The following is a 14,141-nucleotide window of genomic DNA, read 5'->3' as shown; positions in this document are numbered from 1 at the left end:
AGTTGCAGGGTTATATTATTATCTTGAGCACCGTTAGCATGGCGTACGGTCAGTATTTCGGGTATTCCTGGGACGTTATGCTTTGAAACGTTTTTATCGAGCGAGACACTGCACACTCGTATGGTCGAATACGACGAACACCTCGATAGAGCACTGGAAGAGACGCCAGATATCGAAGAGAGCAGGGATAGGTTCGACGTACCCGACCCGAACGTCCGGCAAGAGGGAAACGTTACCGTGTATGAAAACTTCCAAACGACGACCGACCAGCTGGGCCGCGACGACACCCACGTCCTCAAATTCCTTCAGGACGAACTCGGAACGAGCGCCCACATCGACGAGAGTGGTCGTGCTCGCCTAACCGGATCGTTCTCCAGTGAGCGGATCGCTGCTGCTATCGACGAGTACGCGGAGCAGTTCGTCCTCTGCCCGGAGTGTGGACTACCGGATACACGTCTCGAACGAGAACATCGTGCGTTGTTGCTTCGGTGTGAAGCGTGTGGCGCACGGTCTGCGACCAGTGGTTGATTACTGAAGCTGTTTCAACGTCTCCAGATCACGCTCGGTTCGCGTGAACTCCGACGTCCGTCTGGTCGCGTGGCAGTTCGGGCAGTGGAACTGTCTGTCGGGAGATGGGAGATCGTCGGGACTCGATTCCCAGTGCTTGCCGCATTCTGGACATAACAATCGGACGTACGTCTCCACCATACCGTAGTCGTTGACCGGTGGGGGGAAAAATCTTGTTGGTAGCTGGACGAAATAGAGCTGTCGCTCGCCGTCGTCTACCACCATCCAGAACCGTGTTACAGTCGCTGGAGGTTCGTCGCTCGTGGGCCTTTGTCGGCCTCTTCGATGTCGAACTCGACTTCTTGGCCCTCCTCCAAGTCGGGTCCGCCGATGTCTTCCATGTGGAAGAACACGTCGTCGTCTGCGTCTTCAGTGTCGATGAAACCGTAGCCACCAGTATCGTTGAAGAAGGTGACCGTACCTTTCGCCATTGCAACCGTACAGAGTAGGGAAGAGAAAATAAGAATTGCGGCTGTTTCTGCCGCATCTGTCCGCCGTTTGTTGAATCGAGCCCGGAAATGGTTTCGATGTGAATTCTACTGCCGAAACATATAAGTTCTACACTGCAAAAGACAGCTTTAGATGGATCTAAAAATGTCGGGTTCTCCCGAGCGGAGGCATAGGAGATGAACGAGCTGATAGAAGTCTTTCTCGCGTCGGTTCGAGATGGCTACGTCCAGGTCAGCGCTTTCGTCGCGGTAACCGTGCTCTTGTTCGGACTCGTCCAGTACCGGACGAATGGTGCACTAGTCGAGCGACTGTCGGAGAACGAGCGAATGCAACCACTGTTCGGCGCACTCATGGGTCTCACTCCCGGTTGTGGCGGTGCGATCGTGATGATGCCACTCTACGTCCGTGGGACGGTCAGTTTCGGCACGGTCGTCGCAACGCTGATCGCCACCGCAGGCGACTCGGCGTTCGTCATCCTCGCGCTCGCGCCCGAGGCCGCACTGTACGCGTACGGTATCGCTTTCGCTACTGCGATCGTCTCTGGGTACGCCATCGACCGCTTCGGCATGGGTGTCGGTCGAATCGACGACGCAGTCGCCACCTTCGGCCGGACGGCCACCGACGGTGGGATGGTCAACACCGGGCCGGGTGGCAACCCGGCCCACGAGTACGATGCGTGCTGTGAGACGGACGCGGCGCGAGAGTCGTCCGTTCTGACCCCACTCAGCCACGCGATTCACGCCATCTGGTGGGTGTCGGCAGGTGTCGCGCTCGTCCTCGGAGTCATGTACCTCCTCGCTGGTGCTCCCGACGTTCCGCTGACGCTCGGTTCCTCCTACGCAGGCGCGTTCACCGTCGTCGGGTTGACGGGAACGACAGCCTCGTTCTACCTCTACTTCGTCGGGCGACACTACCTTGGCGAAGGAACGGTGGGTCGCGCGCGCGCCTCGTTCGTCGATCTCTACGACACGCTCACGCACGCCGCACTGGAGACGAGTTTCGTCACTGTCTGGGTGCTCACGGCGTACCTGCTCTACGAGTACACCGTCCTCCTGTTCGGCATCGACATCGGGGCGGTCGCCGCCGCCGCCGGTATGCTCGCACCTGTCGCTGGTGCAATCGTCGGCCTGATTCCCGGTTGCGGCCCGCAGATCGTGTTGGCGAGCGTGTACGCCGAAGGTGCGATTCCGTTCTCGGCACTCACCGCGAACGCCATCAGCCAGGACGGAGACGCCCTCTTCCCACTCATCGCCATCGACAAGAAGGCTGCAATCGTCGCCTCGATCTACACGACGATTCCCGCACTCATCGTCGGTGTCGCCCTGCACGTCATGTTCGACTTCGGCTCTGCAACTGGGTTCGGAGTCCTGGGATAGTAGAAAAGGGAAATCGAGTTATTCGACGATGAACTGACCGGCGATCTTCTTCACTTCTTTCATCGATTTCGATTCGTCGAATGCGTTCGGATACGGCGAGACACCGTTGAGAGCGTTGAAGGAAGCCGCGTGTCGTGCTTCGACGCTGTGGATCGAGAGCGCCGCCGAGAGCAGTTTATCGTTCTTGATAGACGGTGCTGCACCGGCATACGCCGCAACACCGGTGTTTTCGAGTGCCTTGGCGACTTTGAGGAACTGGCCCGGTGACTCGTAACCGAAGTCGTACTCGGCGGGTTCAACCGGGGTTCCACCGAGCTTCTCGATGACCTTCGTGAGCTGTTCGACGTGGGCCGCCTCGTGTTCGCCGACGACTTTCACCTGTTCCGGTATCTTCGCCCGTTGTTCGTCACAGATGTCCGCACCGAGTTCGGCGTTGCGGAGTTCTTTGTCACAGAAATCTTCCAACCCCTTCGCGTAGAAGGTTGCTTCGAGATGTTCGAGCGTCAGCGCGTAGTTCAGGATGTCGACGTCGCTCATCCCGTTGCTCTCCTCGCTCTTTCCGCCACCGGTACCACCACTTCCGCCACTTCCGTTCCCCTCGCCTCCGTGGTCGTCCGCTCCGGCGAGACCGATCCCGCCACTCGCCAACCCGGCTGCTCCGACGGCAGCCGACCCGGCGAGGAAGCCGCGTCGAGAGGTGAGCTGTTTCCGTGTCGATTCGCCGATCGATTCGACCGCATCACTGGTATCGTCTGGCATGGTCAGGCAGTGCGCTGTTGCGCACAGAACGTTCGACGGGCAAAATACGGAAGAAAATTTCCCGGACTGTCACCCAAATTCATTCGGAGTTCGGCCAGACTCCAGACCAGAACTGCGGCGAAGAGGCGATACGCCGAATCACAACGTCGGTTCGACTACCCGATAGTTGGAACCGACTACACAGATTGAACGACTTCGACAGGAAGAACGAATCGAACTGCTTCGTCGGGCGGTCAGTCCCACGTCACCCACGCGAGGAACAAAAGTGCGACGAATTCGAGCACGTGGAGCACGAGCATCGCTTGCCACGCGATGTCGGGCACCGACGTCGAGAACCACTCCGAGAGGATTCGGTGCCACGAGTAGGCGTAGAAGGCGACGGCGTTCTCCGCGAGCAAGAGCAGCGCGAAGATGGAGAGACCGAGCGTGTGCTTCGAGCGGAATTTGCGGTAGTTCCGGAGCCAGATGTAGCTCAACCCGAGAAGCAACAGCACGTTCAGTGCCGTGGAAACGCGCGCTACATCTATCCAGAGGCCCATTCGTCGTCTCTCCTTTGTAATCGGTGTCGGTTATACTCTTTCCCAGATTCGACCATACTTACTCCACCTTGTCGATGATATCCTCGACCGTGTCCCAATGTTGTCGTGTCCGGTCGGTGATGAGATACACTGCTCCGTAGTCGTCGCCGCTGTTCTCGACGATGTCGTTGTCCATGAGTACGTCGAGATGGTGACGAACGGTCTTGTAATCGAGGTCTAAGTCCTCGGCAAGTTGGTTGGCGTTCCGTGGACGCTCGTCGAGCATCCGGAGCAGACGAACGCGGTTCGTTCCACCCCGAGTTCCGGTGAGCACGTACCACAGAGCACCTTCCATCACACCCAACCGACACACCCCGGACACGTAAGCGCATCGCCCTACTATGTCGTGAAAAGATGTCCCTCACGGGGTGCATCGAACAGCCCGATCCGAGCCCCTGCGTCCAGCCACGCGTGGCCGTAGGAGAACGACGCGAGAGCGTTGACGAGGTCGTCGTCCTCGCGGAAGTGTCGCCCGTCTTCTAGATACGACTGGGCCATCTCTCGGCAGTCTTTCGCTGCGTCGCCCATCGGCGTGTCGGTCGGCGGCGCGATCTCGGCGGCGTCGAGTGCCTCCGCCAACAGTCGCTCGTAGCGGTCGGTCTTCTCTTCGATATCTGCGGCCATGGACGAGATGACGGACAGGGCGACCGTAAGCCCTTCGAGCGGTAGCGACTTCGAAACCGGAAACGTCGGATGACAGCGCAAGGTAAATACGCGATGGCGCATGATATTGCACCATGACCGAACAACCCCACGTCGAGATATACATCAAAGAACACTGCCCCTATTGCGACAAAGCTGAAGACCTCTTCGACGAGAAAGGAATCGAGTACGAGACGTACAACGTAACCGGCGACGAGGAGCTTTTCGAGGAGATGGTCGAACGGGCAGACGGTCGGAAGACCGCCCCCGAAGTGTTCATCGACGACGAACTCGTCGGCGGGTGGGACGACACCCACGCACTCGACGAGGCGGGGAAACTGGACGAGAAACTCGGTCTGGCGCGAGCAGATGGCGGAACCGACGAACCCGAGCATCGCAAACTCATCGTCTCCGGAAGCGGTATCGCGGGACTGACTGCGGCCATCTATGCTGCGCGGTCGAACAACGACCCGCTCATCCTCCAGGGTGACGAACCGGGTGGACAACTGACACTCACGACCGAAGTCGAGAACTATCCTGGTTTCCCAGAGGGCATCAGCGGTCCCGACCTCATCAACAACATGCAAGAGCAGGCCGAGCGGTTCGGTGCCGAGGTGAAGATGGGTATCATCGAGGACGTAGACGACTCCAGCCGTCCCTTCCGCGTCGAACTCTCGAACGGCGAGGTGTACACGACCGACGCGTTCATCGCGGCCAGCGGCGCGAGCGCCCGAACCCTCTCGATCCCGGGCGAGGACGAACTGATGGGCTACGGCGTCTCGACCTGTGCAACCTGTGACGGTGCGTTCTTCCGCGACGAGGAGATGGTCGTCATCGGTGGTGGTGACGCCGCATTCGAGGAAGCAAACTTCCTGACGAAGTTCGCGGAAAAGGTGTATCTCGTCCACCGACGTGAGGAGTTTCGTGCCGAGGACTACTGGCAAGATCGCGTCCAGAAGAAGGTCGACGAGGGCGAGATCGAGATCATGAAGAACACCGAGGTCACCGAGATCCATGGCTCGCCCGAAGACGGCGTCAGCCACGTTACGATGGTTCAGAATCCGACGGGCAAACCGTCCCAAAAGCTGGACGACCCCGAAACCGAGGAGTTCGACTTCGAGACTGGCGCGGTGTTCCTCGCCATCGGCCACACGCCGAACACGGGCTACCTCGAAGGAACAGGCGTCCAGTTGGACGAAGAGGGCTACATCCGCACCGAGGGCGGAAAAGGCGGCGGCCAGACGAAGACGGACGTGCCCGGCATCTTCGGCGCAGGCGACGTGGTGGACTTCCACTACCAGCAGGCCGTGACCGCCGCAGGGATGGGTTGTAAAGCCGCACTCGACGCGGACGACTACCTGGAAACCGCGGAGATCGGCGAGGCGAGTGCTGCACAGGAAGGTGCGGCAGCCTCCGACGACTGAACGTAACGACCAAACGCAACGCGATTTCCTTCTCGCAAGCAGCCGAAGCGCGGGAGCAGATACCCACAGACCCTTTACCCTTCACGGTGAAGTGACGGTATGGTCGACGCAGACGATATCGAAACCGCGACGTACACCATCGAAGGGCCGGACGGCAGCGCAGATCTCGAACTTCCGCCGGGACTCATCGACCTGCTCCGTGAGGAGGACGAATCTCGCGAGATGGTCGTCGGCGACATGGCGCTCATCTCGTTCGTGCAACAGGCGCACGCCGCCGTTCACCACGCACAGGGCGAGCCTGGCGAAGAAGTCATCGCTATCGAAGAGAAGGCTCGTGAGCTATTCGAAGAACGACTCGGAATCTCGTACGAACAGGCGACCGGTCACTCGCACTAAAGGTCGGTTCGGTCTCCGATTTCTCGAATCTCCAGCGACACTGGGTAGTCGTAACTCCGGATGTGTTCGGAGAGCGCGGTCGGGTTTGCGGTGAGACCCTTCCACATGTCCCAGTGGCTCGGAAGCAGGCGGTCGAGCTGGAGGGCGTTCGCTGCGGCGACGATCTCGTTTTCGTCGCTGTACCACTTCGTTCGCTTCGGCTCTCGGGTCTGCTTGTCCGGAATCTGCCCGACAGAGCCGAACGCCAACACCCCGAGGTCGATGTCGTACTGCTCACCGATGGGTTTCAGTTCGTCACCTGGCTTCGTATCGCCACCGTGGAAGAACGTCCCGGCATCGTGTTCGATGACGTAGGAGACGGGATGGGTCGAGTCGGGGTCGTGTGCCGCTTCGACGTGGACGGTGAACTCACCGACTTCGAACGTGTCGCCCTCTGTGACTTCTTCGAACTGGTCGTCGGCGACGTTCCATTCGTCGATCCACCGTTCGTCCTCGCGCGCGACGGTGAGGCTGTCGTCCGGTGCGTAGAACGTCGCCCCGGTGGATTCGAGGATCGGTGCCTGACTCGCCCCGTGAACGTGGTCTGTGTGTTCGTGGGTCGCCAGAACGGCGTCTGCCTCCGCCACGTCGGTCGGATCGAACGGGATTGGAACCATGCGGACGGTTCGTGGTGGGTCACCGGTACCGAGGTACGGGTCGATGAACATCGTCGTCCCGCCACTCCCTTTCAGGATGAATCCATTACAACCGAGATACCAGATCGAGACGCCGTCCGGCGTTGCATCCTCGACTGCGCGGGGAAGCCAGCCTCCCCAGTCGCTGTGAATCGCCATACGAACACTGTCGGAAGAACGCGCCTAAATGTTGCGTTCGCTTTGTCGGTGAACGTGATGAAATCTACTATCATACAGACAATGAATCGACTACGCTGAATCATGAACCAAAGACATATATTTCGCCGGTCACATTCGGCTAACGCTTGCCAGTGGTGTGATTCACCAGTCGCAGGCAAACGGTACTGAAATGTGTCTCTGACAGGTGCGGCCCCTAACGCCGCACCCCACATTCAGAAGAGACTTTAGCGATCGAGTGAGAGGTCGACTATCGTTTTCATTGCGGATTCGTCTACTGTTCGTTCAACTGTGTTAGACCGCGGGTCGTAGTGGATGAACCCACAGTCTTCGAGTTGCGGAAGGTGGGTGTGATGTAACGAGATGGCGATCAGTTCCAGATCCCGTTCCGATACCGAGTCGTCGTCGGCACTGAACGCTGCGAGCTCGCTCAACGAGATGGTATACTCGTGTTCTGCGAGACACCGGAGTGCAGACCGGCGGAGGGAATTTTCGAGAACGTCGAGCGTAGCGGTGAGCGAACACGGCAGTACGTCGGAGTTTTGGTTCGGGAGCTGATTACGAGTCGTCATCGATTGTTTGTTTCGTTGACACCACATCGTTCGAGCGGAGAGCGTTGGGCCAATGGCGTAACGGAGACCAATAGGACTGAGTCCGAATCTCAGGTTCGGACATACTAAGCAACGGGCGGAAGGATTATTACTTTAGTTAATCAAACAGGATTCAGATTCGGAAAATAGTGCGGCCATCGAAAACGCCGTTCAGATGTTCGAACGATAGTAATAACTGTTGCGGTTCTTTAAGAAATATTTATACTCGACGTACCACAACAGGGAGATAGTGTATGACCGATAAGGTCGATGGTCCAGACGATCTGATCATGACCGTGACGAAGCGAGCGGAGGTTCTCTCCGCACTCTCGTCTGGGCCGATACCGAAACGAAATCTGCAAGACGAACTCGGAGTCTCTCGTTCGACGGTGTACAAAGCGGTGCGAGAACTGCAGGAACACGACCTCGTCGAGCGAACGGACGACGGCCTCGAACTGACGCTCGCTGGTCGCTTGCTCGAATCGGAGTACGTTTCGTTCAGGGGAAGCGTAGACGACGTCCGTCGCACTCGACAACTGCTCTCTATCCTTCCTTTGGACTCCGAGCTACCGATGGCACTCATCGAAGACGCGAGGGTCGTCCTCGCGGAACGCTACGCGCCGAACCATCCGATACAGTACGTCGAAGAGATGGTCGCAGAAGCCGACGTATCGCGTGGGTTCTCGCCGGTCGCGCTCCCGCAATACGTGGAACTGTTCCACGATCAGGCCGTCCTGGGTGATCTGGACGCCGAATTGGTACTCGAACAACCGGTCGTCCAGTATCTCGTCGCCGACTACGGCGACCAACTCCAGGAAGCACTGAAAAAAGGCAGCCTCTCCGTGTGGGAGACAGAAGAGACACTCCCGTTCGGTCTCATTCTGGTCGAAGGGGACGAAGACGGCGTCTGTGTCGTCGTGTACGACGACCGAGGGGAGCTTCGCGGTCTCATCGCCAACGATACCGCGAAGGCAGTCGCCTGGGGTCGAGAAACCTTCGACTCGTTCCAAGAGGATGCGGATTTCATCGGTGGCGACTGACTCACTATCGAATCTGATCGTATTTCGGAAGACAGTACGGTTTATCGGTCTTCCCAGTCAGGGTCGCGGTCTTCGAGGAAGGCGTCGATACCTTCGTTCTTGTCCTCGGACGCGAACAGCAGTGCGAACAGTTCAGCCTCGTACTCGATGCCCGAGTCGAGATCCATTCGACTACTCGCTTTGACGGCCTGCTTCGCCAGTTCGAGTGCTTTCGGACTCTTCTCGGCCATCCGCCCGGCGAGTTCGTACACCCGGTCGTCGAACGTCTCGTCCGAGCAGACTTCGTCGACGAGGCCGATGTCGTGGGCCTCCTCGGCGTCGATGATCTCGCCGGAGAGGACGAGTCGCATGGCCTGACCCTCGCCAACCAGTCGGGGAAGGCGTTGGGTACCACCGCCGCCGGGCATGATGCCGAGGTTGATCTCTGGCTGACCGAGTTTCGCGCGTTCGTGCGCGATGCGGACGTCACACGCCTGCGCGAGTTCGCACCCACCACCGAGCGCGTGCCCGTTGAGCGCGCCGATGACCGGCTTTTCGAGGTCGTCTACGTATTCGTACACTCGCGGGCGTTTGCTGGCCTCGCGCTGTTCGAGTGCGTTGCGCTTCCTGAGTTCTTTCACGTCGGCTCCGGCGACGAACGCCTTCGCCTCGTCTGCACCCGTGAGGACGACCACGCGCACGTCCGGCGACGCTTCGACCGCATCGAGCACGTCTTTCAGTTCGGCGCGTAGCTGGGCGTTCAGCGCGTTTCGGGCGTCGGGGCGGTTCAGTGTAACCGTGGCGACGTACTCCTCGACGGACACGTCGACCGTCTCGCACTCGCCCGCAACCTGTTCGGGACTGCCGGGAGTTTCGTCGCCTGCTTGCGGTTCGTTGGCCTCTGTCGTCTCCTCGGCTTCGTTCGTTTCGTCGCTCATTCGTCGCCACCTCCATCGTATTTACCCGAAACGCCGTCAGACTTCGACTGACGAGCCATCTGGCTTCCGCCAGAGACGCCCACGACTTCGCCATCTTCCCAGACGTAGAACCCTTCCCCGGTCTTTTTGCCGAGTTTCCCGGCGCGCACCTTCTGACGGAGGATCTGTGGCGGGCGGAATCGCTCGCCCAATTCCTCGCGGAGATGTTCGAGGATGTCGAGGCGAACGTCCAGTCCGACAACGTCTCCGAGTTCGATCGGCCCCATCGGATGGTTGTAGCCGAGTTCCATCGCAGCGTCTATGTCGCGGGGATTCGCCACGCCTTCCTGTAGCATCCGGATCGCTTCGACGCCGAGTGCGACCCCGAGGCGCGAGGACGCGAATCCGGGCGAGTCGCGCACTTCGACCGCCACTTTGTCGATGTCTTCGACGAATTCGGTGGCGAATTCGACCGTCTCCCGGTCTGCCTGCTCGGGAACGACGACCTCGACGAGTTTCATGATGTGAACCGGGTTGAAAAAGTGGAGTCCGATGGCTCGCGTCGGGTCGTCCAGTGCGCTGGCGATCTCGGTCAGCGAGAGTGAAGAGGTGTTCGAGGCGATGATCGTTTCGGGTGCGACGAGTGCCTCCACGTCTTCGAACGTCTGTCGTTTGATGTCCATCTCCTCCGGCACGGCCTCGACTACGAGGTCTGCGTCACCGACCGCAGCTTCGAGGTCGGTCGTGCCCACGATTCGGTCGAGGGTCGAAGCCTTCTCTGCCTCGGTCACTTTCTCGCGTTCCACGCCTCCTTGCAGGTTCGCATCGATGCTCTCGATACCGTTCTCGACGAACTCCGCTTCGATGTCGCGGAGCGTCACGTCGTGGCCCGCCATGGCCGTGACCTGTGCGATTCCGTGTCCCATGGTTCCGGCTCCGAGTACGCCTACCTTCATGACTGAGAGCGCGTGGGGCCGAAGGAAAAGCGTTTTTCTACGCGACGCGCCACCGACTGCCGGGGAGGATGAGCGCGAGTCCGGTGAGGAACGCCGCACCGCTGACGATGGTCTCGCCAGTTCGGTTCGTCTCCGGTGGGGTGTAGCCGACTCTGTTGACGACGTAGAAGTCGCCGTCTTTTCGAACGACCTCGTCCGCCTCCGGAAGCGGAGCTCCGTGAACGGTCACCCTCTCACCTTGCATTGCTTTCCGGGCAGGCTTCGACAGTTCGCTCTCGTTCAGTGCGATCTGCGAAAGGAGCGTGTTCGGTGGAATCTTTTCCAGTCGAACCGTCACCTGCTCGTCCGATCGATTCACGACCCGGCGATAGAACGGTGCGGGGCCGTCGTTGGCGTCGTTCAACGCGACGTACTCCGCGCCGGTCTGGTACCGCCGGAATCCCGACGTATTGATGGTGACGGGGCCGTGTTGGGCGATCTTGACCGCCAACAGACATCCCGGTTCGTGTCCGTTGTAGCAATTGACCTGTGCGAACTGACTGTGTGCACGAATGTACGTCCGCGAGTAGTCGATCTTCTCGGCCTCGTATCGATAGGCCGCATCGCCCGCGTGCGGAAAGAGGTAGAACGGGTTCGCCAGCAGGAGGATGGCGAGGGAGATTCGAAGAAGATAGCGCCAGTCGTAGCTCATCACTGCTATCGTACGAAATCGAATGCAAGTGCTTTGTGGTCGGATTATAACTCCTTTCGAACAGTTTCCCTCGGTGATTTCCAAACTGTGAAGTTTTCGACTTATTGCAGAAAGCATTTAACCCATCCCGGAAATCGTTCAATTGTCTCGGGTAGGGGTACACGAGACAGAATTTTTATAGCGCAACTCACGAAACCACAGGTCTACCGAAATTGGGCAGAACCAGGCAAAGAGTGTCGCTGCTCTCGATTCGAGATTCAGCTGCTCGGGAGTGGGTGAATCTTGAACCCGTACCTCGTCACGCCTTCCTGCGTGTAGATTTGGCGCATCGTCGTCGCCACCCGATCTCCGATCTGAAGGGTTCCGGTGTCGGTGCCGGTCACCTGCGCGGGGGCACTCGCGGAGTCGCCGTCCGGTCCGTCCAGCGCGACGATCGCCACGTCGAAGTCGCCCGACTGGGCTTGCTGCTCTGCGAACTCCGGGGGCGCACCGCCCTGCGAGATGGTCGTCACGGCTTCGATGGTTCCCTCACCGGTCAGTTGCACGTCGTCGTACTCGACCAGCGATTTGCAGCCACTGCACGCGCCTTCCGGCGGGAAGTTCAATGCGCCGCAGTCCGAACACCGACCGGCGAGCAGTCGGTGGCGCTGGTCGAGTGTCCGCCGCCACGAGGGGACGCTGACGTAAGCGCCGCCACCGCTCGGCGGGCCGGACGTGAGTTTGCCGCGCTTGCGAAGATACTCGGCGTAGGTGATAGATTCGTCGCTCTCGAGCGCCAGCGAGGTTGGAATCTCGTCGACTTCGACGAACAGGGCGTCCGCGCCTGCCCCGCTTCCGAACGATGCAGCGAGGATTCGGTCGTGCCCTTCGTGCAGGGCGTTCGCCAATCCCAGTGGAACGCTCGCCGCGCCAGTGTCGCCGAGTTCGTGGACGAGCGTCCCGGCCTGTATCTCTTCCGTACCGACGCCGAGTGCGCCCGCCGCTCTGTAGGGGAGTTTCCCATCCGGGGACTGGACGACTGTGGCATCCACGTCTCCCTCGAACGCCAGTCGTTCGACCGCTCCGGCGAGCGTCTCGGAGAACGCGCGCCGGTCGTATCCAGTGACGCCGAGGCCCTCGACGTTATCGTCACCGGTTCGGCGGAAGCGCGTGCCGGGGAACTCGCTGGCATACTCGGCCTGCTGGACGACGCTGGCTGGGCCGTCTTCTGCGAGGACGAACGCCGCCGCACCTGCACCTGCGGCGTGGTCTTCGGCGGAATCGGGTTTGCCGTACGGGCAGTCTGCAGCGACGACCAGCCCGACGCCGTCGTCCCACGGGCCAGCGGTCAGTCCGGTAAAGAGCGCGCGGGTTCCGGCGCGCGTGCTCCCAGTGAAGACGTGCCGGGTTGCATCGCTCGGAACGTCGAGCATTCCCCCGAGTCGGGCGGTCAGATCTTCTTCGGCCAGTGGTGGAGTCGTCGAAGCGAACGCGAGAAATGCAACGTCTGGGTTCCCGGCGGCGTCGAGTGCTCGCGTCGCTGCTTCGTAGGCCATCGTCACGGCATCTTCGTCGGCCTCTGGAACTGCCTTCTCCTGGATTCCCGCGGCCTGGAACTGCCCCCACGCCTCCCGGAACTCGTCCGCGGAGATGCGGAATCGCGGGGCGTAGGCGCCGACTGCGGCGATGCTCGTCATGCGTCCACCTCCTGTGTTCGCTCGCGTTCCAGCACGTGAACCACCGCCGCGCCACCGCTTCCCCCGACGTTGTGGGTCAGACCGCGAGTCGCGCCCTCGACCTGTCGGTCACCTGCCCCGTCGGAGAGTTGTTTGAAGGCTTCGACCAGCTGTCCGGCCCCCGTCGCGCCGATCGGGTGGCCCTTCGATTTCAGACCGCCGGAGGTGTTGACGGGGAGGTCGCCCCCGAGTTCGGTTGCGCCGGATTCGATCAGGTTTCCGGCTTCGCCGGGTTCGCAGAAGCCGAGGTCTTCGTAGGCCAGCAGTTCTGCGATGGCGAAGCAGTCGTGGACTTCGGCGAAGTCGATGTCGTCTGGCGTGACGTCCGCCATCTCGTAGGCCCGTGTCGCAGCCTCGCGGGAGGCCGGAACCGAGGTGTACGAATCTCGCTGGAACAGGCCGACTCGGTCGCTGGCCGCACCGACACCCGCGATTCGGATAGGGTCGTCGGTGTACTCGTCAACGACGTCCTCGCTGACGACGAGCGCGCAGGCCGCCCCGTCGGTCGTCGGGCAGCAGTGGTAGAGCGTGAGTGGATCGGCGACGACGGGTGCGTTCTGGGCATCCTCCAGCGAGCACTCGAAGCCGAGGTGGGCGTGCGGGTTCTTCGCGCCGTTGGCGTGGTTCTTCACCGCCACGCGCGAGAGGTGTTCGCCGGTCGTGCTGTACTCGGCCATGTGCGCGTCGGCCATCTGCGCGTACACTCCCGCGAAGGTGGTGCCGGAGAGTCGCTCCCACTCGGTTTCACCGGAGACCCCGAGCCAGTACTTGGTCGCGTCGCTCGACGTGTCGGTCATGATCTCCACCCCGCCAGCCAGTGCGACGTCCGCCATCCCGCTCTTGACTGCCTGTACCGCGTGCCGACTGGCGAAGCCGCTCGCTGCACAGGCGTTCTCGACCCGAGTGCAGGGGATCCCGTCGAGACCGACGTGTTCCGTCACGGCGGGCCCCGAGAGGCCGAGTTGTCGCCCGCCGACACCGAGAGTGCCGACGAAGGCCTCATCTACGTCGCTCGGGTCGATGCCCGCCGGAACGCTGTCACAGGCCGCCTCGAAGGCGGTGCGGAACAGCGACCGATAGCTTTCGTCGGGAAACGACCCGAAATCCGTCTGGGCCGCCCCGACCAGATAGGCGTCTTGCATATGACGAACTGGCGGTTCTGCAGCCAAATAACTGCCGTCACTCTTTCGGGACGCCATCGGAAATTCAT

Annotated in this window: 18 protein-coding genes; 5 read left to right on the top strand and 13 right to left on the bottom strand. The window is 60.6% G+C overall.

Features of this window, described 5'->3' with window-relative positions:
• Nucleotides 1-120 precede the first annotated feature (120 nt).
• Nucleotides 121-528 carry a translation initiation factor IF-2 subunit beta gene (locus ACR3FE_RS02895; protein WP_458205288.1) on the top strand — a complete coding sequence of 136 codons (408 nt, stop codon included), beginning with the start codon at nucleotides 121-123 and terminating at the stop codon, nucleotides 526-528.
• Here the strand turns inward: ACR3FE_RS02895 and ACR3FE_RS02890 are convergent, their stop codons facing one another.
• Entirely contained in the window at nucleotides 529-708 is a 180-nt protein-coding gene (locus ACR3FE_RS02890) for a DUF7836 family putative zinc-binding protein (protein ID WP_458205286.1), read from the bottom strand.
• Nucleotides 709-803: 95 nt separating this feature from the next.
• A complete protein-coding gene (locus ACR3FE_RS02885) occupies nucleotides 804-998 on the bottom strand; it encodes a cold-shock protein (RefSeq protein ID WP_458205284.1) in 195 nt (64 codons plus the stop codon).
• Between the two features lie 195 nt (nucleotides 999-1,193).
• On the opposite strand from ACR3FE_RS02885, the gene ACR3FE_RS02880 reads away from it, so the two are divergent.
• Nucleotides 1,194-2,393 (top strand): putative manganese transporter, encoded by a 1,200-nt coding sequence (locus ACR3FE_RS02880; protein WP_458205282.1) that lies wholly within the window; start codon nucleotides 1,194-1,196, stop codon nucleotides 2,391-2,393.
• An 18-nt stretch (nucleotides 2,394-2,411) separates the two neighbouring features.
• Here ACR3FE_RS02880 and ACR3FE_RS02875 read toward each other — a convergent pair whose 3' ends face one another.
• From ACR3FE_RS02875 to ACR3FE_RS02860, 4 genes are all read right to left on the bottom strand, one after another.
• On the bottom strand, nucleotides 2,412-3,152 hold the full coding sequence (locus tag ACR3FE_RS02875; RefSeq protein WP_458205281.1) for a ferritin-like domain-containing protein: 741 nt from the start codon (nucleotides 3,150-3,152) through the stop codon (nucleotides 2,412-2,414).
• Between the two features lie 233 nt (nucleotides 3,153-3,385).
• Nucleotides 3,386-3,691, bottom strand: coding sequence for a DUF8036 family membrane protein (locus ACR3FE_RS02870; RefSeq protein ID WP_458205280.1), 306 nt, complete (start codon nucleotides 3,689-3,691; stop codon nucleotides 3,386-3,388).
• A 58-nt stretch (nucleotides 3,692-3,749) separates the two neighbouring features.
• Nucleotides 3,750-4,025: an ArsR/SmtB family transcription factor gene (locus tag ACR3FE_RS02865; protein ID WP_458205279.1), complete on the bottom strand. Its 276-nt coding sequence runs from the start codon at nucleotides 4,023-4,025 to the stop codon at nucleotides 3,750-3,752.
• 44 nt (nucleotides 4,026-4,069) lie between these two features.
• Entirely contained in the window at nucleotides 4,070-4,354 is a 285-nt protein-coding gene (locus tag ACR3FE_RS02860; RefSeq protein ID WP_458205999.1) for a DUF357 domain-containing protein, read from the bottom strand.
• 113 nt (nucleotides 4,355-4,467) lie between these two features.
• Between ACR3FE_RS02860 and trxB the strand changes: the two genes are divergently transcribed.
• Nucleotides 4,468-5,796: a thioredoxin-disulfide reductase gene (gene trxB, locus ACR3FE_RS02855; RefSeq protein WP_458205277.1), complete on the top strand. Its 1,329-nt coding sequence runs from the start codon at nucleotides 4,468-4,470 to the stop codon at nucleotides 5,794-5,796.
• Between the two features lie 99 nt (nucleotides 5,797-5,895).
• Complete coding sequence (locus ACR3FE_RS02850; protein WP_458205276.1) at nucleotides 5,896-6,192, top strand: DUF7545 family protein; 297 nt, start codon at nucleotides 5,896-5,898, stop codon at nucleotides 6,190-6,192.
• Here the strand turns inward: ACR3FE_RS02850 and ACR3FE_RS02845 are convergent.
• A complete protein-coding gene (locus tag ACR3FE_RS02845; protein ID WP_458205274.1) occupies nucleotides 6,189-7,025 on the bottom strand; it encodes an MBL fold metallo-hydrolase in 837 nt (278 codons plus the stop codon). The two genes, ACR3FE_RS02850 and ACR3FE_RS02845, sit on opposite strands and share 4 nt — an antisense overlap.
• 245 nt (nucleotides 7,026-7,270) lie before the next feature.
• A complete protein-coding gene (locus tag ACR3FE_RS02840) occupies nucleotides 7,271-7,615 on the bottom strand; it encodes a DUF7344 domain-containing protein (protein ID WP_458205273.1) in 345 nt (114 codons plus the stop codon).
• Nucleotides 7,616-7,887: 272 nt separating this feature from the next.
• On the opposite strand from ACR3FE_RS02840, the gene ACR3FE_RS02835 reads away from it, so the two are divergent.
• Nucleotides 7,888-8,673, top strand: a complete 786-nt coding sequence (locus ACR3FE_RS02835) for a helix-turn-helix transcriptional regulator (protein WP_458205271.1) — start codon at nucleotides 7,888-7,890, stop codon at nucleotides 8,671-8,673.
• A 41-nt stretch (nucleotides 8,674-8,714) separates the two neighbouring features.
• Here the strand turns inward: ACR3FE_RS02835 and ACR3FE_RS02830 are convergent, their stop codons facing one another.
• The 5 genes from ACR3FE_RS02830 to ACR3FE_RS02810 all read right to left on the bottom strand — a co-directional run bounded on the left by ACR3FE_RS02830 (nucleotide 8,715) and on the right by ACR3FE_RS02810 (nucleotide 14,073).
• Nucleotides 8,715-9,590, bottom strand: a complete 876-nt coding sequence (locus ACR3FE_RS02830; RefSeq protein ID WP_458205270.1) for an enoyl-CoA hydratase/isomerase family protein — start codon at nucleotides 9,588-9,590, stop codon at nucleotides 8,715-8,717.
• The gene (locus ACR3FE_RS02825) at nucleotides 9,587-10,525 is read right to left on the bottom strand and encodes a 3-hydroxyacyl-CoA dehydrogenase family protein (protein ID WP_458205269.1); all 939 of its coding nucleotides are present in this window, start codon (nucleotides 10,523-10,525) and stop codon (nucleotides 9,587-9,589) included. The genes ACR3FE_RS02830 and ACR3FE_RS02825 overlap by 4 nt, the downstream gene beginning before the upstream one ends.
• 37 nt (nucleotides 10,526-10,562) lie before the next feature.
• Nucleotides 10,563-11,216: a hypothetical protein gene (locus tag ACR3FE_RS02820; RefSeq protein ID WP_458205268.1), complete on the bottom strand. Its 654-nt coding sequence runs from the start codon at nucleotides 11,214-11,216 to the stop codon at nucleotides 10,563-10,565.
• 257 nt (nucleotides 11,217-11,473) lie between these two features.
• Complete coding sequence (locus ACR3FE_RS02815; protein WP_458205267.1) at nucleotides 11,474-12,892, bottom strand: zinc ribbon domain-containing protein; 1,419 nt, start codon at nucleotides 12,890-12,892, stop codon at nucleotides 11,474-11,476.
• A complete protein-coding gene (locus tag ACR3FE_RS02810; protein ID WP_458205265.1) occupies nucleotides 12,889-14,073 on the bottom strand; it encodes a thiolase domain-containing protein in 1,185 nt (394 codons plus the stop codon). The genes ACR3FE_RS02815 and ACR3FE_RS02810 overlap by 4 nt, the downstream gene beginning before the upstream one ends.
• Nucleotides 14,074-14,141: the final 68 nt, after the last annotated feature.

This window comes from Haladaptatus rarus (genome assembly GCF_054177585.1).
This window is presented reverse-complemented; position numbering and strand designations above follow the sequence as displayed.